Raw genomic sequence first — 20,879 nt, forward strand, 5'->3', positions numbered from 1 at the left:
AAAATCTCCTAGGTTCGAATCGAATGGCCGCTGGCCGCGAGTAATTGACCGTCCAATAAAGCCCCCTGGTCGTCAAGGCTCAAGCGGCCTTCGGCGAACCAGCGCACCGCCAGCGGGTAAATCCTGTGTTCCTGGGCATGAACCCGTTGCGCCAGACTCTGCGCCGAATCATCAGACTCTACCGTAACCACAGCCTGTACGACCAGAGGGCCGCCGTCGAGTTCCTCGGTGACGAAGTGCACGCTGCAGCCGTGTTCGGCGTCGCCGGCGTCCAGCGCCCGCTGGTGGGTGTGCAGGCCTTTGTATTTGGGCAGGAGCGAAGGATGGATATTGAGCAGGCGTCCCTGGTAGTGCCGGACGAAATCCGCGCTGAGAATGCGCATGAAACCGGCGAGTACCACCAGTTGCGGGTTGAAGGCGTCGATCAGTTCGATCAGGGCGGCATCGAAGGCTTCGCGGCCTTCGAAGGCCTTGTGATCCAGGGAGCGGGTGTCGATCCCCGCGTCCCTGGCGCGTTGCAGGCCGTAGGCATCGGCGCGGTTGGAGATCACCGCGGCGATGCGGGCCGGGTTGCCCCCGGTCCGTACGTCATCGATCAGGGCCTGCAAGTTGCTGCCGGTGCCCGACAGCAACACCACGACGTTACAGGTCGAGGTTATCGGCTCGGACATCAGTGAGCCTTGAGGTTCTTCAGCTCGACCTGGGCAGCGCCTTCGGCGGCAGTGGCGATCTGGCCGATGACCCATGGCTGTTCGCCGGCTTCACGCAGGACCTTCAGGGAGGTTTCAACGTGTTCCTGGGCGACGCAGATGACCATGCCGACGCCGCAGTTCAGCACGCGGTGCATTTCGGTTTCGTCGACGTTGCCTTTTTCCTGCAGCCAGTCGAAGACCGCCGGACGCTGCCAGCTGGCCACGTCGACCACGGCCTGGGCGCCTTTTGGCAGGACGCGCGGGATGTTGTCCAGCAGGCCGCCGCCGGTGATGTGGGCCATGGCCTTGACCGCGCCGGTGTCCTTGATCAGCTTGAGCAATGGCTTGACGTAGATACGGGTTGGCGCCATCAGCAGGTCGGCCAGCGGCTTGCCGTCGAGCTGGGTGTTTTCGATGTCGGCACCGGAGACTTCGATGATCTTGCGGATCAGCGAGTAGCCGTTGGAGTGCGGGCCGGACGATGGCAGGGCGAGCAGGGCGTCACCGGCCGCGACTTTCGAACCGTCGATGATTTCGGCTTTTTCCACGACGCCGACGCAGAAGCCGGCCAGGTCGTAGTCTTCGCCTTCATACATGCCCGGCATTTCAGCGGTTTCGCCGCCCACCAGGGAGCAGCCGGACAGTTCGCAACCGGCGCCGATGCCGGTGACCACCTGGGCGGCGGTGTCGACGTTGAGCTTGCCGGTGGCATAGTAGTCGAGGAAGAACAGCGGTTCGGCACCGCAGACCACCAGGTCATTCACGCACATGGCCACCAGGTCGATGCCGATGCTGTCGTGCTTGTTCAGGTTCAGTGCCAGGCGCAGCTTGGTGCCGACACCGTCGGTGCCGGAGACCAGGACCGGCTGCTTGTAACCTGCCGGGATCTCGCAGAGGGCGCCAAAACCGCCCAGGCCGCCCATGACTTCCGGGCGCGCAGTGCGCTTGGCCACGCTCTTGATGCGTTCGACCAATGCTTCACCGGCGTCGATGTCTACACCGGCGTCCTTGTAGCTCAGGGAGGGTTGCTTGCTCATGATCCAGGCCTTTAGGGGGGATTCAGGGGTATCGACCGGGAGTGACGGGACCACGGGAAGGAACGGCGCAAGTCGTTCTTTTCAGGTGTCCGGCCATTGCCGGTCTGCGAAGGCGCGCGATTTTATCAGGCTTGAGCAGCAGCGGCCATCCTCGGGCCGACGGGCAGGGCGATATCCGCGAAAAAATCCCTGAACGGTGGCGCTGGCTGCATCGGGCACGGCTGTATAAGGTATAGCTTTATCAACCGCTGTCTTGATGACGGCGGAAAAACTTTCAGCGACGGTATGAATGATGGCACTGCGCTGTGGTCACACGCCTGTCCCTTTGTATTCATATGGTCTTTCACGCCGTTTTCTGCCTGTCGGGAATTTTCCATGCGTTTGTTCAAGTTATTGAGTGTCGGTTGCCTTTCCCTGCTGAGCCTGGCGATTCATGCCGAAACCCTGAACGGTCTGTATCAGGTGCGCGAACCGGTCGCCAGCCAGACCCCGGATGAGCGTAACCAGGCCACCCAGCGTGCGCTGGAGACGCTGGTACTGCGCCTGACCGGCGACCCCAAGGCGGCGCAGAGCCCGGGGTTGGCCGAGGTGCGCAAGGACCCGCAGCAGATCATCAGCCAGTACGGCTATGACGCCGGGCCGCCGCAGAGCCTGCAAGTGGATTTTGATCCGGTGAGTACCGATCGTGCCTTGCGCGGTGCCGGGCTGGCCTTGTGGGGGAGCAATCGACCGTCGATTCTCGGCTGGTGGCTGAGCGATTCCACCGAGGGTTCGAGCCTGGTGGGCGACGGGCAATCGGCCGCCGAGCCGTTGCGCCGTGCCGCACAACATCGTGGTCTGCCACTGCGCTTGCCGCTGGCCGACCTGGATGAGCAGATCGTCGCTACCGCGAAGAACCTCGAAGGCTCCGATGCCTCGCCCTTGCATGCCGCGTCCGAGCGTTATGGCGCCGATGCCTTGCTCGCCGTGCATGCCCATCAGAACGGCGCGCAGTGGGAAGCGAAATGGCGCCTCTGGCTGGGCGACCAGAAGGAGCAGGGTACGGCCCAGGGCGCGGATACCGCAGCCCTGGCCGACGCCGTGCTGTTGGCGGTGAGCGAACGTCTCGCCCCGCGTTTTGCCGCCAAGCCCGGCGTGGCCACGGATCAGTTGCTGGAAGTGCAGGGCATGAACCTGGAGCGCTATGCGGCGCTGGGGCATCTGCTTGAGCCTTTTGGCGGCCGGCCGCTGAGTGTGGATGGCGACCGCATCGTCTATCAGGTCAGCGGCAGCGCGGAGCAACTGCGGGCGCAACTGGGGCTGGCGAAATTGCTGGAAGTACCGCCGGGCGAAGCGCAGGCGCCCGCGGCGGTCAGCGATCCCACGGCGGCTACCGCGGCACCGGCTGTAGCACCGGCACCGACACCTCAGCTGCGTTTCCGTTGGTAGTTCATCTTTCCTTCTATATATAAGGCTGGAATCGTCCATGACCGACACCCGTCGATGGATTTGGCTTGGCGCGGCGATCCTGCTGTGCGTGCTTGTGTACTTGCTGCACCCGATATTGTCGCCATTCCTGGTGGGCATCCTGCTGGCCTACATGTTCGATCCCGTGGTCGATCGGCTGGAGAAATCCGGTCTGTCGCGGACCTGGGGCGTGGTGGCGGTGTTCGCGCTGTTCACCCTGATCCTGATGACCCTGTTGCTGGTGCTGGTGCCGATGCTGGCCAAGCAACTGTTCCGGCTCTATGAGCTGGCACCGCAGATGCTCGACTGGTTGCAGCACACGGCGATGCCCTGGGCGCAGCACAAGTTCGGCCTGGCGGACGGCTTCTGGAAGTTCGACAAGGTCAAGGCTGCCATCAGCGAGCATATGGGGCAGACCACCGATATCGTCGGTGTGGTCCTGTCCCAGGCGACGGCATCGAGCCTGGCACTGATGGGCTGGTTGGCCAACCTGGTGCTGATCCCGGTGGTGAGCTTCTACCTGCTGCGGGACTGGGACCTGATGATGGCGAAGATCCGCAGCCTGCTGCCGCGTCAGCAGGAGGGGCATATCGTCGCATTGGCCGATGAGTGCCATGGCGTGCTCGGGGCTTTCGTTCGTGGCCAGTTGCTGGTGATGCTGGCGCTCGGGGTGATCTACGCCGGCGGTTTGATGCTGGTTGGCCTGGAGCTGGGGTTGTTGATCGGCCTGCTGGCGGGCCTGGCGGCCATCGTACCGTACATGGGCTTCGTGATCGGGATTGGTGCGGCGATCATTGCCGGTCTGTTCCAGTTCGGCGGTGACCTGTATCCAATGATCGGCATCGTCGCGGTGTTCATGATCGGCCAGGCCCTGGAAGGCATGGTGCTGACGCCGCTGCTGGTGGGCGATCGCATCGGCCTGCATCCGGTCGCGGTGATTTTCGCCATCCTCGCCGGGGGCGAGCTGTTCGGCTTTACCGGTGTGCTGCTGGCGTTGCCGGTGGCGGCGGTGATCATGGTGCTGGTGCGGCATGTCCATGATCTGTACAAGGAGTCGGATATGTACGGCGGCCAGGAAGATCCTGACCTCTGACGCGATTCCTCTGTGGATCGGGCTTGTGTTGATCGCTCCCACGCGCGGCAAAGGAATTGTTGATCGTTGTTGATCGTTCCCACGCTCCGCGTGGGAATGCCTCTCTGGACGCTCTGCGTCCGCTGTTGTGACTCAGAGCGTCACGGTCGGTGTTCCCACGCTGGAGCGTGGGAGTGATCGGCGAAGAACCTTTCGCAGGCAAGCCTCACCGCTACGATGATTTGTGTCATTTTTGACGACCCTGCCATCCCCTGATTCCCCTCGGTCAACGCAAACCTTTGATTTTGCTTGTGGTCTGCTGCATTGTGCGCCCGGCGTCACGGGTATAAACTTTGCAAACTTTACACAGAGGCCACTAACGGTTCCCTAGAACTGTTCAGTCAGCATGAAACCGATTCAGCTGCCCCTAGGTGTGCGTCTGCGTGATGACGCTACCTTCATCAACTACTATCCAGGCGCCAATGCCGCTGCACTCGGCTATGTCGAGCGACTATGCGAAGCCGACGCCGGATGGACCGAAAGCCTGATTTATCTCTGGGGCAAGGACGGCGTGGGGCGTACCCACCTGTTGCAGGCGGCGTGCCTGCGTTTCGAGCAGTTGGGAGAGCCGGCGGTCTACCTGCCATTGGCCGAGTTGATGGATCGTGGTGTCGAATTGCTGGATAACCTCGAACAATACGAACTGGTCTGCCTGGATGACCTGCAAGTGGTCGCCGGCCGGGCGGATTGGGAAGAGGCGCTGTTCCATCTGTTCAACCGTTTGCGCGACAGTGGCCGTCGCTTGCTGATTGCCGCGTCGACCTCGCCGCGGGAATTGCCGGTGAAACTGGCGGATCTGAAATCGCGCCTGACCCTGGCCCTGATCTTCCAGATGCGTCCGCTGTCCGACGAAGACAAACTGCGTGCTTTGCAACTGCGTGCTTCAAGACGCGGCCTGCATTTGACCGATGAAGTAGGACATTTCATCCTGACCCGTGGTACTCGCAGCATGAGTGCGCTGTTCGAGCTGCTCGAGCGTCTCGACCAGGCCTCCCTGCAGGCCCAGCGCAAGCTGACCATTCCCTTCCTGAAAGAAACCCTGGGCTGGTAAGCGACAGGTAAAGCCCCTAATATTGCGGGCTGCAAGCGGTTTTTCGCCAAATTCCAGACGCCACAAAACCCACGCCAAAAGCATTTTTCTGGCGCGTACGATCCGTTTGGGTATTAAGTCGTTAGATGTTTTCAGGGTGTGAGCGAGTCACATCTTGTCCCATAAAATTTGCAAATGAGGGTGATAGAGGGCATAGTCACGCCTTCTAACAATTCAGCCACGGTCGTGCCCATGCTAAATCGCTTCGCACCCCTCGTGCCTCTCGCACTTGTTACCCTGCTTTTTGGTTGCGCGGCACATACGCCGGTTTCGCAACAGCAGGTAGAAAATTCAGTCAAGGTTGCTTCGGTTTCTGGCGTCAAATCTTCGTCTGTACTGGACGATGAGCTGGCCACCGAGAAAGAGCTCGCCGAGTTCGCCGACAGCAAGCCTTATCAGTTGCCCGTCCTGGCCGACAGCATTCTCGAGCGCGGCATGTCCCTGATCGGTACCCGTTACCGTTTCGGTGGTACTAACGAGAGTTCCGGTTTTGACTGCAGCGGCTTCATCGGTTATCTGTTCCGTGAGGAAGCGGGCCTGGATCTGCCGCGTTCCACCCGTGAGATGATCAACGTGAAGGCGCCACTGGTTGCGCGCAACAAGCTCAAGCCGGGTGACCTGCTGTTCTTCGCCACCAATGGTCGTCGCGGTCGTGTCAGTCACGCCGGGATCTACCTGGGCGATGACCAGTTCATCCATTCCAGCAGCCGCCGCAGCGGTGGTGTCCGGGTCGATAGCCTGGGCGACAGCTACTGGAGCAAGACCTTCATTGAGGCCAAGCGCGCACTGGCGATGGCTCCAACCACGGTCACTGCCAGCAACAAGTAGACTTTCGGACGTTTCGGTGCCATCGGCCATAGCTGATGGCTAAATGCCAAGCCGCAAGGGCTGGCAAACTGTACAAAAAACGTCCGAAGTTAAAGTGATACTTGAAGTTTGGCTCATAGCCGCTAGAATCCTTACATATTGTTGAGTGTCTGACCGCGCAAGCCTGCTTGCGCGGTTTTGATTTCTTTACGCCACGGCAGAGCAAGCCGCATTCAGTCAGGATTTCTGCACATGTCGACCTCGGCCCGTATCGCCCTTATCGCCCTCACCGCATTGCTCGGTGCCTGTGCCAGCCATGCGCCGCCGCCGCCCGCGCCGGTGGCCCGTCCGGTGGTCTTCGCGTCCCCGCAACCTTCGTCACCGGAAGCCGAAGATGTCCTGTTCCGGGCATTGGGTCTGGTCGGCACGCCTTATCGCTGGGGCGGCAATACGCCGGATTCGGGTTTCGATTGCAGTGGCCTGATCAGCTACGTGTACCGTGACATGGCCGGTATCAACCTGCCACGTTCGACCCGTGAGATGATCGTGATGCGTGCGCCGAATGTGCCGCAGAACGCCTTGCAGACCGGCGATCTGATCTTTTTCGCGACCAATGGTGGCTCCCAGGTCAGTCATGCGGGGATCTATGTCGGCGAAGGTCGTTTTGTCCACGCGCCGGCCACGGGGGGCACGGTCAAGCTGGACAGCCTGTCCAAGGCCTACTGGCAGCGCGCCTACCTGAACGCCAAGCGCGTACTGCCGGCCGAACACCTGGCACGCAATCCCTAGACTGATTTCGCGAGGTTGTCATGACCGCTCGCACCCTCAAGCTCGACGATGCCCTCTACGGCTACCTGCTGGACGTTTCCCTGCGCGAGACGCCGTTGCTCAAGCGCCTGCGGGACGAAACCCAGGCGTTGCCCACGGCGCGCTGGCAGGTGGCTCCCGAGCAGGGCCAGTTCCTCTCCCTGCTGGTCAGGCTGACCGGCGCCCGGCGCCTGCTCGAAGTCGGCACCTTTACCGGCTACAGCGCCTTGTGCATGGCTTCGGCGCTGCCGGAGGGCGGTTCGTTGCTCTGCTGCGACATTCCCGGCGACTACAATGCCACGGCGCTGCGCTACTGGCAGGAGGCAGGTGTGTCCGGGCGGATCGAGCTGCGCCTGGCGCCGGCGCTCGATACTCTGACCGAACTGGAGCGGCAGGGTTTGGGCGAATCCTTCGACCTGATGTTCATCGATGCCGACAAGGCCAACTATCCACGCTATCTGGAGAGCGCCTTGCGCCTGTTGCGCAGCGGCGGCCTGGCGATTTTCGACAACACCCTGTGGAGTGGCCGGGTGCTGGAGGTGGATGCGCAAAGCGAGGACACCCGGGCTATCCAGGCATTGAACCTGGCCTTGAAGGACGACTCGCGAGTAGATCTGTCGTTGTTGCCCGTAGGCGATGGCCTGACCCTGTGTCGCAAGCGTTAGCGCGCAGCCCACAGGGTCATTGCTGTCAGCGGCCTATCGGTTGGCAGACACCCGCCAGATCTTGTTGCCGACATCGTCCGCCACCAGCAAGCCGCCTTGCTGGTCGATCACGACCCCGACCGGGCGACCCATGGCGTTTTCATCCTTGTCGAGAAAGCCTGTCAGCACATCCACGGGCTGCCCATTGGGCTTGCCAGCGGCAAAAGGTACGAAGATCACCTTGTAGCCGCTGTGGGGCTTGCGGTTCCAGGAACCGTGCTGGCCGATAAAGGCTCCCTGGGTGAACGGCGCCGGGAGTCTGCTGCCTTCGGCAAAGGTCAGTCCCAGGGACGCCGTATGCGGCCCGACGGCGTAATCCGGGGCGATGGCCTTGGCGATCATCGCCGGGTCCGAAGGTGATACCCGCACATCCACGTGCTGGCCATAGTAGCTGTAGGGCCAGCCATAGAACCCGCCGTCCTTCACCGAGGTGATGTAGTCCGGTACCAGATCGCTGCCGATCTCGTCCCGCTCGTTCACCGCGGTCCACAGTTTGCCGCTCTGCGGCTCCCAGGCCAGGCCGTTGGGATTGCGCAGGCCGGAGGCAAAGATCCGGTGGCTGTGGGTGGCCGGATCGACTTCCCAGATCGCGGCGCGACCTTCTTCCTTGTCCAGGCCGTTTTCGCCGACATTGCTGTTGGAACCGACGGTGACGTAGAGCTTTTTCCCGTCCTGGCTGGCGATGACATTCTTGGTCCAGTGGTGATTGAGGGTGCCGCCAGGCAGGTCGATGACCTTTTCCGGTTGTTCCTTGATCGTGGTTGCGCCGGGCTCGTAGTGGAAGCGCAGCAAGGCATCTGTGTCGGCGACATACAGGTCATTGCCCACCAGCGTCATGCCGAAGGGCGAGTTGAGTCGCTCGATAAAGGTCGTGCGGGTTTCCGCGACCCCGTCGTGATTGCTGTCGCGCAGCAGGGTGATGCGATTCGCGCTGGGCACCCCGGCCCCGGCCTTGCCCATGACCTTGCCGGTGATCCAGCCCTTGATCCCCTGGCTGTCATCGGGCTTGGGGGGCGAGTTGGTCTCGGCCACCAGCACATCGCCGTTGGGCAGGACATACAACCAGCGCGGATGATCCAGGCCCTCGGCGAAGGCGCCGACTTGGGTGCCGGGAGCGGCCACCGGTCTGGTGCCCTGGGGCCAGCCGATGGCGGGTGCGATGTTGACCGTGGGAAAGAGGGTCTTGTCCGGTTCCGGGAGCTTGGGCGAGGGGCCGGTGCCATCGGACACCGACAGGGTGGAGCTTTCGCCGCAAGCAGCCAATCCGCTGGCGAGCAGGATGATCAGGGCGTGTTTCTGCTGGAACATGCTGAATCTCCGTCGAGGCTTACGCTGGTCTAGAAGTAGAGAAGCGTAGTCGGCGCAGGTTCAATCCTTTTGCTCAGGCCTCCTTGAACAGCAGGGCGATGCCGGGATGGTAGTGGCCGGCTTCGTTGTGCAGCTTGCGGTAGGGGTAGGGGAAGTACCAGGCCACGGCGCAGCTGTTGGCTTTTTGCAGGTCGTCGACCATATCCTGCAGGTCTTCCGGGCTCGGGCTCTGCTGGGGTTTGAATGGCGAGACGAACAGGCAGCCGAGCTTGAGATGATGGGGATAGCTGACCTTCCTGGCGTCGCTGACCGCGTCGAGCAGGGCCGGCATCAGATTCAGGTTGTTGAAGCGCGGCCAGCGCTGACTGGCGCGGATATACGCCGAGGCGTCCGGCGTGGCGATATGCAGGTCACAGCGGCCATTGCGGTCGTCTTCCTCGGCCTGCTTCCTGGTCTGGAAATGCTCCAGGGTCACCATCTCCGCCGCCCAGGCCGCAGCCGACAGCAGGCCCAGGTTGGCGCGCTCATTGAACCAGTAGGGCGCCTGGCCGTCGCCGAGGACCTGGTTATAGCGGTCGATGCAGTCGGACCAGCGTTCCAGGGCCGGGCGCAGGAATTCCAGTTTCGGGTTGCTGATCGTCAAGCCTTGCATGCTGCTTACCCTTGTTATTGTTGGTTGGGTTATGGCTATTTGATATCACTTCTTGCAGTGTGGCACAAATTCTGGCGCCGGTTTATTGATCCGCATCGTCTTTCGATCAACGGGGCGCTCCTCGGCTTTAATTGACGCTCCACCCCCAACCCTCTAACCTTCGCGGCTTGTTTCAGGTGCTCTGTGGCGATCCGTCGACAGGGTGAAACAGGGAAGCCGGTGAGCCCCTTCGACAGGCGCGATTCCGGCGCTGCCCCCGCAACGGTAAATGAGTCAAGACTGCGCTTTTCGCCACTGTGCCGCGGCATGGGAAGGCGCGCGGTCCCGCGCTTGCGCAGCTCATGAGTCCGGAGACCGGCCTGATCCATCCCACGGCATCACGGCGGGCGATGCCGGACTGCCTCGGCCGTGCTTTTTCCTGCCCCCCGTTTGCCTTATCCAGCCCCAACGGAGAGCTGCCATGAACGAATCCCCCGATCGCGACGAACGTCACCTGGCGCGCATGCTGCGCAAAAAGGCCGTTATCGACGAACGTATCGCCAGTGCCCCCAACGAATGCGGGTTGCTGCTGGTCCTGACCGGCAATGGCAAGGGCAAGAGCAGTTCCGCTTTCGGCATGCTCGCCCGGGCCATGGGCCACGGCATGCAGTGTGGCGTGGTGCAATTTATCAAGGGCCGCAACAGCACCGGTGAAGAACTGTTCTTCCGGCGTTTCCCCGAGCAGGTGCGCTTCCATGTGATGGGCGAGGGCTTCACCTGGGAAACCCAGGATCGCCAGCGCGATATCGCTGCCGCCGAAGCCGCCTGGGCCGTGTCCCGGGAAATGCTCGGCAACCCGGATATCGGCCTGGTGGTGCTCGATGAACTGAATATCGCCCTCAAGCACGGCTACCTGGATCTCGATCAGGTACTCAGCGACCTGCAGGCCCGCCCGCCCATGCAGCACGTGCTGGTCACCGGCCGCGGTGCCAGGCCGGAGCTGATCGACCTGGCCGATACCGTGACCGAAATGGGCCTGCTCAAGCACGCGTTCCAGGCCGGGATCAAGGCGCAGAAAGGCATCGAACTATGAGTCAGTCGCGTCATTGCCCGGCGGTGCTGATCGCCGCGCCGGCTTCCGGCCAGGGCAAGACCACGGTGACGGCGGCCCTGGCGCGCCTGCACCGTAACCAGGGGCGCAGGGTCCGGGTGTTCAAGTGTGGCCCGGACTTTCTCGACCCGATGATTCATGAGCGGGCCAGTGGCGCGCCGGTGTATCAGTTGGACCTGTGGATGGTCGGCGCCGAGGAAAGTCGGCGCCTGCTGTGGGAAGCGGCCGGTGAAGCCGACCTGATCCTGATCGAAGGGGTCATGGGCCTGTTCGACGGTACCCCGTCCAGCGCCGATCTGGCGCGGCACTTCGGCGTGCCGGTACTGGGGGTGATCGACGGCACGGCCATGGCCCAGACCTTTGGTGCCCTGGCACTGGGTCTGGCGCGTTATCAACCGGACCTGCCGTTTGCCGGGGTGCTGGCCAATCGTGTGGGAACCCTGCGTCATGCGCAATTGCTTGAAGGCAGCCTGACCGAAGGCCTGCGCTGGTACGGCGCGCTCTCCCGGGAGACCGGGATCGAGCTGCCGAGCCGTCACCTCGGGTTGGTCCAGGCCAGCGAATTGAATGACCTGGATCGACGTCTCGATGCCGCGGCCGAGGCCCTGGCCGGCAGTTGTGAGGTGGAGCTGCCACCTCCGGTCGAATTTGCCGCGCCGACGCCGGTCGTTGCCGAGCCGCTGCTGGCCGGGGTGCGGATTGCGGTCGCTCACGACGAAGCCTTTGCCTTCATCTACGGCGCCAACCTCGATCTGCTGCGGGCGATGGGCGCCGAGTTGTGCTTCTTCTCGCCGATTCACGATGTCGCTCTGCCGGACGCCGACAGCCTGTATCTGCCGGGCGGCTACCCGGAACTGCATCACCTGGCCCTGGCCGGCAACCACGGCATGCTCACGGCGATCCGCGATCACCATGGCGCGGGCAAACCCTTGCTCGCCGAGTGTGGCGGGATGCTCTACCTGCTCGACGCCCTGACCGATGTCGAAGGTCAGCGCGCCGAACTGCTGGGCCTGCTGGCGGGGGAGGCGGTGATGCAGAAGCGTCTGGCGGCCCTGGCCCTGCAGGCCGTGGAGCTGCCGGAAGGTGTGCTGCGCGGGCATACCTATCACCATTCGCTGACCACCACCGAACTGGCGCCGATTGCCCGTGGGCTGAGCCCCAATGGTGGGCGCGGCGCGGAAGCGGTGTACCGCGAGGGGCGGATGACCGCCTCCTATGTGCACTTCTACTTCCCGTCCAACCCGCGAGCGGTTGCCGCGTTGCTGGCACCTGATGCCTCGATCAATTCTGCCAAGGCCGGCGCTCTCCCTGTGGGAGCGGGCTTGCCCGCGAAGAGGCCATGACCGACAACGCCTTTACCGCTGAAGAACGCCAGGCGGTCTACCGCGCCATCGCCGAGCGCCGCGACATGCGCCACTTTGTCGGCGGCACCGTGGCCCCGCAACTCCTGGCGCGCCTGCTGGAAGCCGCGCACCAGGCGCCGAGCGTCGGCCTGATGCAGCCGTGGCGGTTTATCCGGATCAGCGACCGCGCGTTGCGTGGGCGGATCCAGCAACTGGTGGAAGAGGAACGGGTCCGCACCGCCGAAGCCCTGGGCGAGCGTTCCGATGAATTCATGAAGCTGAAGGTCGAGGGCATCAACGATTGCGCCGAAGTGCTGGTGGCGGCGCTGATGGACGGTCGCGAACGGCATATCTTCGGGCGCCGGACCTTGCCGGAGATGGACATGGCGTCGCTGTCCTGCGCGATCCAGAACCTCTGGCTGGCGTCCCGCGCGGAAGGCCTGGGCATGGGCTGGGTATCGCTGTTCGAGCCGCAGGCGCTGGCGGACCTGCTGGGTTTACCGGCGGGGGCCAAGCCGCTGGCGGTGTTGTGCCTGGGGGCGGTCAAGGAATTCTACCCGGCGCCGATGCTGGTACTGGAAGGCTGGGCGCAACCGCGTCCCTTGAGTGAACTGTTGTACGAAAACTATTGGGGAGTGAGTCAATGAGTGTGGCGTTGTTGAGTGTCGCCGGGGTTGCGCTGGATGCGCTGCTGGGCGAACCCAAACGCTGGCATCCGCTGGTGGCGTTCGGCCGTATCGCCGATCGCATCGAACAACGTTTCAATGCCGGCGGTCGCGGCTGGCGCAGCCATGGTGTGACTGCCTGGGTGCTGGCCGTGTTGCCACTGACGCTGTTGGCCACGGCCTTGTCCTGGGCGCCTTATGTCGGCTGGGTCATCGAAATCCTGTTTCTCTATTGCGCCCTGGGCATGCGTAGCCTGGGCGAACACGTGGCGCCGGTGGCCCAGGCGCTGCGCGGCGGTAACCTGGAGCTGGCACGCGAGCGTGTGGGGTATCTGGTCAGTCGCCAGACCTCGGAGCTGGACGACACCGCCGTGGCCCGCGCGGCGACCGAGTCGGTGCTGGAGAACGGCAGCGATGCAGTGTTCGCCGCCCTGTTCTGGTTTGCCGTCGCCGGAGTGCCCGGCGTGGTGCTGTATCGCCTGAGCAACACGCTGGACGCCATGTGGGGCTATCGTAACGAGCGCTTCGAGCGTTTTGGCTGGGCGGCGGCGAAGATCGACGACCTGCTCAACTATATTCCCGCACGCCTGGTGGCGCTGACGTATGCGTTGCTGGGCAAGACCCGGCTGGCGCTGAAATGCTGGCGCGACCAGGGGCCGACCTGGGACAGTCCGAATGCCGGACCGGTGATGGCGGCCGGCGCCGGTGCCCTGGGTGTCGAGCTGGGCGGTGCGGCGATCTATCACGGCGAGTTGCACCAGCGTCCGCAGTTGGGCGAAGGCCCCGCCGCCGATGCCGACGCGATCGATCGCGGTTGGCAATTGGTGCAGCGCGGCGTGTGGTTGTGGTTGCTGATTCTCTGTCTGGGAGCTGAGTTTTATGCTTGAGCACGGCGGGCGGTTGCGCAAGGCGGTTGAGCAGTACGGGATTGCCGAGGCGGATTGGCTGGACCTTTCCAGTGGCATTGCGCCGTGGTCCTGGCCGATCCCGCCGATTGCCGAGCGCGCCTGGGCCCGCCTGCCGGAAACCGACGATGGCCTGGAGCAGGCCGCTTGCGCCTACTACGGTGCGCCGCTGGTATTGCCGGTGCCCGGTTCCCAGGCCGCGATCCAGTTGCTGCCGCGGCTGCGCCGGGCGGGCAAGGTCGGTGTCCTGTCGCCGTGTTACGCCGAACATGCCGAGGCCTGGCGCCGTAACGGTTATATCGTGCGCGAAGTGCTGGAGCATGAAGTCGATTTCTTTCTCGACAGTCTCGATGTGCTGGTGGTGGTCAATCCGAACAACCCCACGGGCCTGAGCCTGCCGCCGGAGCAGTTGCTGGAGTGGCATGGCCGACTGGCCCAGCGCGGCGGCTGGCTGGTGGTGGACGAAGCCTTCATGGATAACACGCCGCAACTGAGCCTGGCCGCGCATACCCACAAGGTCGGGCTGATCGTCTTGCGCTCGTTCGGCAAGTTTTTCGGCCTGGCCGGCGTGCGCCTGGGCTTTGTCCTGGCCGAGCGCAAGTTGCTCAAGTTGCTGGCCGAGCAGGTCGGTCCCTGGGCGGTGGCCGGGCCCACGCGGGTGCTGGGGCAGGTGTGCCTGGCCGACAGTGCCGGCCACCTCCGCCAGCGCTTGCGCACGGAGCAGGCCAGCGAACGGCTGGTCGCCCTGTTGGGGCACTACGGGTTTGCTCCCCAGGGCGGCTGTGCGCTGTTCCAGTGGTTTATCACCTCCCGCGCCGAGCACCTGCATGAATTCATGGCGCGGCGCGGAATCCTCCTGCGACTGTTCACCCAGAGCAGCAGCCTGCGTTTCGGCTTGCCGGTCGACGATGCCGACTGGCAGCGGCTGGAGCTGGCGTTCAAGGCCTATACCGAGGAACACCCATGAGCACCTTGATGGTCCAGGGCACCACCTCCGATGCCGGCAAGAGCACGCTGGTGACAGCCTTGTGCCGCTGGCTGACCCGCCAGGGTGTCCGGGTGGTGCCGTTCAAACCGCAGAACATGGCGCTCAACAGCGCGGTGACCGCCGACGGTGGCGAGATCGGCCGGGCGCAGGCGGTCCAGGCCCAGGCCGCCGGCCTGCAGCCGCACACCGATATGAATCCGGTGCTGCTCAAGCCCAACAGCGATACCGGCGCCCAGGTGATCATCCATGGCCGCGCGGTGACCACCATGAATGCCGTCGCCTATCACGACTACAAGGCCATCGCCATGCAGGCGGTGCTGGCCTCCCATCAACGCCTGAGTGACGCGTACCCGGTGGTGATGGTCGAGGGCGCAGGTTCGCCGGCGGAGATCAACCTGCGAGCCGGCGATATCGCCAACATGGGGTTTGCCGAGGCGGTGGACTGCCCGGTGCTGCTGATTGCCGATATCAACCGCGGTGGGGTGTTCGCCCATCTGGTGGGCACCCTGGAGTTGTTGTCGGCCACTGAGCAGACACGGGTCAAGGGCTTCATCATCAATCGTTTTCGCGGCGATATCGCCTTGCTGCAGCCGGGACTCGACTGGCTGGAGGCGCGTACCGGCAAGCCGGTGATCGGCGTGCTGCCCTATGTCATGGACCTGCACCTGGAAGCCGAGGATGGCCTCGACCAGCGCCAGGCCGACAAGGTCGAAAAGGTCCTGAAGGTGGTGGTGCCGGTTCTGCCGCGCATCAGCAACCATACCGATTTCGATCCGTTGCGCCTGCACCCGCAGGTCGACCTGCAGTTTGTCGGACCCGGCCAGTCGATCCCGGCGGCGGACCTGATCATCCTGCCTGGCTCGAAAAGCGTGCGCAGCGATCTGGCGTACCTGCGCAGGAACGGCTGGGAAACCGCGATCAACCGGCACTTGCGCTATGGCGGCAAGGTGCTGGGTATCTGCGGCGGGCTGCAGATGCTCGGCGAGCAGGTGCACGATCCATTGGGCCTGGAAGGTCCGGCGGGGTCCAGTGCCGGCCTTGGCCTGCTGGCCTTCAGCACCGAGCTGGAGCAGGAGAAGCAACTGCGCAATGTGCGCGGGCACCTGTTGCTGGAGGACGCCGAGGTCAGCGGCTACGAGATTCATGCCGGGGTGACCACGGGGAGGGCTCTGGAACACCCGGCGGTACGGCTGGATGACGGGCGCTGCGATGGCGCCCAGAGTGCCGACGGGCAGATCCTCGGCACGTATCTGCATGGCCTGTTCGAGTCGCCCGGGTCCTGTGCCGCGCTGTTGCGTTGGGCGGGCCTGGAAGCGGTGCAGGAAGTGGATTACCACGCCCTGCGCGAACGGGATATCGAGCGCCTGGCCGATCTGGTCGAGCGGCATCTGGACACCGATCGCCTGCGCGAGCTGTGCGGTCTTGGCTAAGCGGGTCTATTGAATATGCAGCAACTGATTCTGGGGGGCGCGCGTTCCGGCAAGAGCCGTCTGGCCGAACGCCTGGCTGCCGAAAGCCACTTGCAGGTGACCTATATCGCCACCAGCCAGCCACTGGATGGTGAACTGAGCGAGCGGGTCGCCTTGCACCGCCAGCGTCGACCGGCCCATTGGCGGCTGGTCGAGGAACCGGTGCAACTGGCGCGGGTCCTGCGCGACAACGCCGCCGTTGATGCCTGTCTGCTGGTGGACTGCCTGACCCTGTGGCTGACCAACCTGCTGATGCTGGAGGATGCTGCCCGCTTGCAGGCCGAGCGTGATGCCCTGCTGGACTGCCTGGCCGAACTGCCGGGGGAAATCATTTTTGTCAGCAACGAGACCGGACTCGGTGTCGTGCCGCTGGGCGAATTGACTCGCCGTTATGTCGATGAAGCCGGTTGGCTGCATCAAGCCCTGGCCGAGCGCTGCCAGCGAGTCGTACTGACCGTTGCCGGCCTGCCCCTGACTTTGAAAGGACCTGCGTTATGAGTGAATCGTGGTGGCTGAACCCGTGCAAGGCAATCGATCTGCAAGCCCGGGAGGCGGCGTTCGAGCGCCAGCAGCAGTTGACCAAGCCCGCCGGCTCCCTTGGCCTGCTGGAACAGGTCGCGGTGCAGCTTGCCGGCTTGCAGGGCCGGCTCAAGCCGCGGGTCGACCACCTGTGGATCGCGATTTTCGCCGGTGACCATGGCGTGGTCGCCGAGGGGGTATCGGCTTATCCCCAGGAAGTCACCGGGCAGATGCTCGCCAACTTTATCGGCGGCGGCGCGGCGATCAGCGTCCTGGCGCGGCAGCTGGGGGCGCAACTGGATGTGAATGACCTCGGGACCGTGACACCGATGCTCAACCTGCCGGGTGTCCGTCACCTGCAGATCGGCGCGGGCACGGCGAACTTCGTCCAGGGCCCGGCGATGACCGAAGCCCAGGGCCGACTGGCGTTGGCAGCCGGGCGTGACAGCGTGCGGCGTGCCGTGGCGGCCGGCAGCGAGCTGTTTATCGGTGGCGAGATGGGCATCGGCAATACCGCTGCCGCCAGTGCCGTGGCCTGTGCCTTGCTCGGTTGCCCGGCCAATCTGCTCGCCGGTCCCGGCACCGGCCTGGACCCGGCGGGTGTCAGCCACAAGGCGCAAGTGATCGAGCGTGCGCTGGCGTTGCATGCCGGACACACCAATGATCCGCTGCAGGCGCTGTTGTGCCTTGGCGGTTTCGAGATCGCGGCGCTGGCCGGGGCTTACCTGGCCTGCGCCCAGGAAGGCGTGGCGGCATTGGTCGACGGTTTTATCTGTACCGTGGCGGCGATGGTCGCGGTGCGCTTGAGCCCCGATTGCCGCGACTGGCTGATTTTTGCCCATCGTGGCGCGGAGCTGGGGCATCGGCATGTGCTGGAAAGCCTGCTGGCCGAGCCGCTGCTGGAATTGGGCCTGCGCCTGGGCGAAGGCAGCGGCGCGGCGCTGGCGGTGCCGTTGCTGCGACTGGCCTGCGACCTGCACGGGCAGATGGCGACCTTCGCCGAAGCGGCCGTGGCGGACCGTCCGGCATGACGGCCCTGCATCTGGATCTGCTGCGTCATGGCGAGACCGAGCTGGGTGGCGGCTTGCGCGGCAGTCTGGATGACGCGCTGACCGACAAGGGCTGGGCGCAGATGCGCAGCGCGGTGCTGGGGCAGGGGCCCTGGGATCGCCTGGTCAGTTCGCCCTTGCAGCGTTGCGCGCGGTTTGCCGAAGAGTTGGGCGGGCGGCTGGGCTTGCCCGTCGAACTGGAAAAAGACCTGCAGGAGCTGCATTTCGGTGCCTGGGAAGGGCAGAGCGCGGCGGCGCTGATGGAGACGGATGCCGATGCCCTGGGGCGCTTCTGGTCCGACCCATATGGCTTTACCCCACCCGAGGGGGAGCCGGTGTCACGGTTTTCCGAGCGCGTGCTGGGAGCGGTCGGGCGTTTGCAACAGCGCTATGCCGGCCAGCGGGTGTTGCTGGTCAGTCATGGTGGCGTCATGAAGTTGCTGCTGGCCCGGGCGCGGGGCCTGCCGCGCGAACAACTGCTGCAGGTCGAGGTCGCCCATGGTGCCTTGTTCACCTTGCGGGTGCCGGCCGATGGCGTGCTGAGGGAAGGGCGGTGAACCTGTTGCCCTTGTGGATTGCCCTGCAGTTTCTCAGCAGCCTGCCGATTCGCCTGCCGGGCATGCCGCAACCCGAGGAACTGGGGCGGTCGCTGCTGTGGTATCCGCTGGTGGGGTTGCTGCTGGGCGCGTTGCTGTATGGCGTCGACGGATTGCTGGGCGGGGCACCGCTGTTCTTGCACGGTGCGTTGTTGCTGACGGTGTGGGTGTTGTTCAGCGGCGGCCTGCACCTCGATGGCCTGGCCGACAGTGCCGACGCCTGGTTGGGCGGCTTCGGCGATCGCGAACGGACCCTGCTGATCATGAAGGACCCGCGCAGCGGACCGATCGCGGTGGTGACCCTGGTCCTGGTGTTGCTGTTGAAGTTCTGTGCCTTGCTGGCCCTGATCGAACAGCAGCAGACGGTGGCCCTGATCCTGGCCCCACTGATCGGGCGCGGTGCCCTGCTGGGCTTGTTCCTGGTGACGCCTTACGTCCGCGCCGGCGGCCTGGGCCAGGCACTGGCCGATCATCTGCCACGGCGCACCGGGCGTCATGTGTTGCTGGCGAGCATCCTGGGTTGCCTGGTCCTCGCGGGCCTCAAGGGGGCGTTTGCCGTGCTGCTGGCGGCGGGGTGTTTCTTCTGGTTGCGGCGGTTGATGATGCGGCGCCTGGGGGGCACCACCGGTGATACGGCAGGGGCCTTGCTGGAGTTGCTGGAAATGGCGGTACTGGTGGGGTTGGCGTTGATCTGACACGCTGCCGTTTTATCGATAAACTGGTTACACGTGTTTCGCGGGTATATACACCTATCATGTTGTCCACCGACTGTTTATGCATCAGCCTGCGTCGCGCCGCACGTGGCGTCAGCAGACATTATGACGGCGCTCTCGATGGCTTTGGGATCAACGTCGCGCAGTATTCTCTGCTGTGTAATCTGCAACGCCTGGACAAGCCGAGCATTTCCAGCCTGGCTGAAGCCATGGGCCTGGATCGCAGCACCCTGGGGCGTAATCTGCGGGTCCTCGAAGGCGAGGGCCTAGTGAAGTTGAGCGAGGGGGCCGACCAGCGCAATCGCCTGGTGTGCCTGACCGCTGCCGGAGCCGAACGGCTGGAGGCGGCGTTTCCGGCCTGGGAGGCGGCGCAGTTGCGCCTGGCCGAGCGGTTGGGAGATGAAAAGCGCGCCGCCCTGCTGGCGTTGCTGGATGAACTGGCGTGTGGCGAGTAATCGCCTTTAATTTGAATAAAAGTGGGTATATACCCGCTATTGGAGAACAATAATGACATCGCTCTGGCGTACCAGTGGCTGGATTCTTCTCGGGGGGGCGTTGATTCTCGCCTTGTCGCTGGGAGTGCGCCATGGCTTCGGCCTGTTCCTGCCACCGATGAGTGCGCAGTTCGGTTGGGGACGGGAGGTCTTTGCCTTTGCCATCGCCTTGCAGAACCTGATCTGGGGCCTGGCACAACCCTTCACCGGCGCCCTGGCCGACCGTTTCGGCGCGGCGAAAGTGGTGCTGGTCGGTGGCCTGCTGTACGCCGTCGGCCTGGTCTTCATGGGGCTTTCCGATTCGGCCCTGAGCCTGTCCCTGAGTGCCGGCCTGTTGATCGGGATCGGCCTCTCGGGCACCTCCTTCTCGGTGATTCTCGGCGTGGTCGGACGTGCTGTCGCGCCGGAGCAGCGCAGCATGGCGATGGGGATCGCCAGCGCCGCCGGCTCGTTCGGGCAGTTCGCGATGTTGCCGGGCACCCTGGGGCTGATCGGTTGGCTCGGTTGGTCCACCGCACTACTGGTGCTGGGTGTGCTGGTGGCACTGATCGTGCCGCTGGTGGCGATGCTCAAGGACAAGCCGCTGCCGGTATTGGCGGGTGAGCAGACCTTGGGCGAGGCGCTGCGCGAGGCTTGTTCCCATTCCGGTTTCTGGCTGCTGGCATTCGGTTTTTTCGTCTGTGGTTTTCAGGTGGTATTCATCGGTGTGCACCTGCCGGCCTACCTGGTGGACCAGCATCTGCCGGCCAGTGTCGGGACCACGGTGCTGGCGTTGATCGGCTTGTTCAATATCTTCGGCACCTACACCGCCGGCTGGCTGGGCGGGCGCATGTCCAAGCCACGGCTGTTGACGGCCCTGTATCTGGCACGGGCGGTGGTGATCGGGCTGTTCCTCTGGCTGCCGGTGACGAAGACTGGCGCGTATGTGTTTGGCATGGCCATGGGGTTTCTCTGGCTGTCGACGGTGCCGCTGACCAATGGCACCGTGGCGACGCTGTTCGGTGTCCGCAATCTCTCCATGTTGGGCGGGATTGTGTTCCTCTTCCACCAGATCGGTTCCTTCCTCGGTGGCTGGTTGGGTGGCGTGGTGTATGACCGCATGGGCAGCTATGACTTGATCTGGCAGGTGGCGATTCTCCTGAGCCTGTTGGCGGCAGCCTTGAACTGGCCGGTGCGTGAGCGGCCGGTGGCGCGCCTGCAGACGCAACTGGGGGCGGCATGAATACCTTGTGGCCCAGGCTGCTGACCCTGGCCGCCATGGCGTTGCTGCTGGCGCTGGCCTGGTGGGGCTGGCATCAAGGTGGCTTGGCCTTGATGCAGTTAGGCATGGGTGCTTGCTAGATGAGTTCGCAGGCGCGTAAGTTCGTTATCTG

Annotated in this window: 23 protein-coding genes and 1 riboswitch; of the genes, 19 read left to right on the forward strand and 4 right to left on the reverse strand. The window is 64.0% G+C overall.

The window, feature by feature from the left end; translation table 11 throughout:
* Window positions 1-8: 8 nt before the first annotated feature.
* Together purN and purM are read right to left on the reverse strand one after the other, a co-directional pair.
* Window positions 9-659 carry a phosphoribosylglycinamide formyltransferase gene (gene purN, locus HX851_RS33890; protein ID WP_177060739.1) on the reverse strand — a complete coding sequence of 217 codons (651 nt, stop codon included), beginning with the start codon at window positions 657-659 and terminating at the stop codon, window positions 9-11.
* An 11-nt stretch (window positions 660-670) separates the two neighbouring features.
* A complete protein-coding gene (gene purM, locus HX851_RS33895; RefSeq protein WP_177060625.1) occupies window positions 671-1,729 on the reverse strand; it encodes a phosphoribosylformylglycinamidine cyclo-ligase in 1,059 nt (352 codons plus the stop codon).
* A 375-nt stretch (window positions 1,730-2,104) separates the two neighbouring features.
* Here purM and HX851_RS33900 point away from each other — a divergent pair, with 375 nt between their 5' ends.
* The 6 genes from HX851_RS33900 (at window position 2,105) to HX851_RS33925 (ending at window position 7,676) form a co-directional block, all read left to right on the forward strand.
* Window positions 2,105-3,157, forward strand: coding sequence for a DUF2066 domain-containing protein (locus HX851_RS33900; RefSeq protein ID WP_177060623.1), 1,053 nt, complete (start codon window positions 2,105-2,107; stop codon window positions 3,155-3,157).
* 37 nt (window positions 3,158-3,194) lie between these two features.
* Window positions 3,195-4,268 carry an AI-2E family transporter gene (locus HX851_RS33905; protein ID WP_177060622.1) on the forward strand — a complete coding sequence of 358 codons (1,074 nt, stop codon included), beginning with the start codon at window positions 3,195-3,197 and terminating at the stop codon, window positions 4,266-4,268.
* Window positions 4,269-4,653: 385 nt separating this feature from the next.
* Complete coding sequence (gene hda, locus HX851_RS33910; RefSeq protein ID WP_017127762.1) at window positions 4,654-5,358, forward strand: DnaA regulatory inactivator Hda; 705 nt, start codon at window positions 4,654-4,656, stop codon at window positions 5,356-5,358.
* Window positions 5,359-5,589: 231 nt separating this feature from the next.
* Window positions 5,590-6,225 (forward strand): C40 family peptidase, encoded by a 636-nt coding sequence (locus HX851_RS33915; RefSeq protein WP_177060620.1) that lies wholly within the window; start codon window positions 5,590-5,592, stop codon window positions 6,223-6,225.
* 231 nt (window positions 6,226-6,456) lie between these two features.
* Complete coding sequence (locus tag HX851_RS33920; protein ID WP_017127764.1) at window positions 6,457-6,993, forward strand: C40 family peptidase; 537 nt, start codon at window positions 6,457-6,459, stop codon at window positions 6,991-6,993.
* A gap of 20 nt (window positions 6,994-7,013) precedes the next feature.
* Entirely contained in the window at window positions 7,014-7,676 is a 663-nt protein-coding gene (locus tag HX851_RS33925) for a class I SAM-dependent methyltransferase (protein WP_177060618.1), read from the forward strand.
* Between the two features lie 33 nt (window positions 7,677-7,709).
* Here the strand turns inward: HX851_RS33925 and HX851_RS33930 are convergent, their stop codons facing one another.
* Window positions 7,710-9,023, reverse strand: a complete 1,314-nt coding sequence (locus HX851_RS33930; RefSeq protein WP_177064206.1) for a PQQ-dependent sugar dehydrogenase — start codon at window positions 9,021-9,023, stop codon at window positions 7,710-7,712.
* Window positions 9,024-9,096: 73 nt separating this feature from the next.
* Window positions 9,097-9,675, reverse strand: a complete 579-nt coding sequence (locus HX851_RS33935; protein ID WP_177060613.1) for a hypothetical protein — start codon at window positions 9,673-9,675, stop codon at window positions 9,097-9,099.
* 157 nt (window positions 9,676-9,832) lie between these two features.
* Window positions 9,833-10,052: riboswitch (cobalamin riboswitch) on the forward strand.
* Between the two features lie 83 nt (window positions 10,053-10,135).
* Here HX851_RS33935 and cobO point away from each other — a divergent pair.
* From cobO to HX851_RS34000, 13 genes are read left to right on the forward strand one after another with little or no spacing between them, the layout of a single operon-like run.
* On the forward strand, window positions 10,136-10,747 hold the full coding sequence (gene cobO, locus HX851_RS33940) for a cob(I)yrinic acid a,c-diamide adenosyltransferase (RefSeq protein ID WP_177060612.1): 612 nt from the start codon (window positions 10,136-10,138) through the stop codon (window positions 10,745-10,747).
* On the forward strand, window positions 10,744-12,108 hold the full coding sequence (locus HX851_RS33945; protein ID WP_177064207.1) for a cobyrinic acid a,c-diamide synthase CobB: 1,365 nt from the start codon (window positions 10,744-10,746) through the stop codon (window positions 12,106-12,108). The genes cobO and HX851_RS33945 overlap by 4 nt, the downstream gene beginning before the upstream one ends.
* Window positions 12,105-12,755 carry a 5,6-dimethylbenzimidazole synthase gene (gene bluB, locus HX851_RS33950; protein ID WP_177064208.1) on the forward strand — a complete coding sequence of 217 codons (651 nt, stop codon included), beginning with the start codon at window positions 12,105-12,107 and terminating at the stop codon, window positions 12,753-12,755. The genes HX851_RS33945 and bluB overlap by 4 nt, the downstream gene beginning before the upstream one ends.
* On the forward strand, window positions 12,752-13,660 hold the full coding sequence (gene cbiB / locus HX851_RS33955; RefSeq protein WP_177060607.1) for an adenosylcobinamide-phosphate synthase CbiB: 909 nt from the start codon (window positions 12,752-12,754) through the stop codon (window positions 13,658-13,660). Before bluB ends, cbiB begins: the two co-directional genes overlap by 4 nt.
* The gene (cobD, locus tag HX851_RS33960; RefSeq protein WP_177060605.1) at window positions 13,653-14,645 is read left to right on the forward strand and encodes a threonine-phosphate decarboxylase CobD; all 993 of its coding nucleotides are present in this window, start codon (window positions 13,653-13,655) and stop codon (window positions 14,643-14,645) included. Before cbiB ends, cobD begins: the two co-directional genes overlap by 8 nt.
* Window positions 14,642-16,096 carry a cobyric acid synthase gene (locus tag HX851_RS33965; protein ID WP_177064209.1) on the forward strand — a complete coding sequence of 485 codons (1,455 nt, stop codon included), beginning with the start codon at window positions 14,642-14,644 and terminating at the stop codon, window positions 16,094-16,096. Before cobD ends, HX851_RS33965 begins: the two co-directional genes overlap by 4 nt.
* A gap of 15 nt (window positions 16,097-16,111) precedes the next feature.
* Window positions 16,112-16,633 carry a bifunctional adenosylcobinamide kinase/adenosylcobinamide-phosphate guanylyltransferase gene (gene cobU, locus HX851_RS33970; RefSeq protein ID WP_177064210.1) on the forward strand — a complete coding sequence of 174 codons (522 nt, stop codon included), beginning with the start codon at window positions 16,112-16,114 and terminating at the stop codon, window positions 16,631-16,633.
* Window positions 16,630-17,685, forward strand: coding sequence for a nicotinate-nucleotide--dimethylbenzimidazole phosphoribosyltransferase (cobT, locus tag HX851_RS33975; protein WP_177064211.1), 1,056 nt, complete (start codon window positions 16,630-16,632; stop codon window positions 17,683-17,685). The genes cobU and cobT overlap by 4 nt, the downstream gene beginning before the upstream one ends.
* Window positions 17,682-18,260, forward strand: a complete 579-nt coding sequence (cobC, locus tag HX851_RS33980) for an alpha-ribazole phosphatase family protein (RefSeq protein WP_017127777.1) — start codon at window positions 17,682-17,684, stop codon at window positions 18,258-18,260. The genes cobT and cobC overlap by 4 nt, the downstream gene beginning before the upstream one ends.
* 2 nt (window positions 18,261-18,262) lie before the next feature.
* Window positions 18,263-18,994, forward strand: coding sequence for an adenosylcobinamide-GDP ribazoletransferase (locus tag HX851_RS33985; RefSeq protein ID WP_177064347.1), 732 nt, complete (start codon window positions 18,263-18,265; stop codon window positions 18,992-18,994).
* A 59-nt stretch (window positions 18,995-19,053) separates the two neighbouring features.
* Window positions 19,054-19,467: a MarR family winged helix-turn-helix transcriptional regulator gene (locus HX851_RS33990; RefSeq protein WP_017127779.1), complete on the forward strand. Its 414-nt coding sequence runs from the start codon at window positions 19,054-19,056 to the stop codon at window positions 19,465-19,467.
* A gap of 52 nt (window positions 19,468-19,519) precedes the next feature.
* A complete protein-coding gene (locus HX851_RS33995) occupies window positions 19,520-20,728 on the forward strand; it encodes an MFS transporter (protein ID WP_177064212.1) in 1,209 nt (402 codons plus the stop codon).
* Window positions 20,725-20,847, forward strand: a complete 123-nt coding sequence (locus HX851_RS34000; RefSeq protein ID WP_256262808.1) for a hypothetical protein — start codon at window positions 20,725-20,727, stop codon at window positions 20,845-20,847. The genes HX851_RS33995 and HX851_RS34000 overlap by 4 nt, the downstream gene beginning before the upstream one ends.
* Window positions 20,848-20,879: the final 32 nt, after the last annotated feature.

This window comes from Pseudomonas gingeri (genome assembly GCF_013385635.1).
In the GTDB taxonomy this organism is placed as follows: domain Bacteria; phylum Pseudomonadota; class Gammaproteobacteria; order Pseudomonadales; family Pseudomonadaceae; genus Aquipseudomonas; species Aquipseudomonas gingeri_A.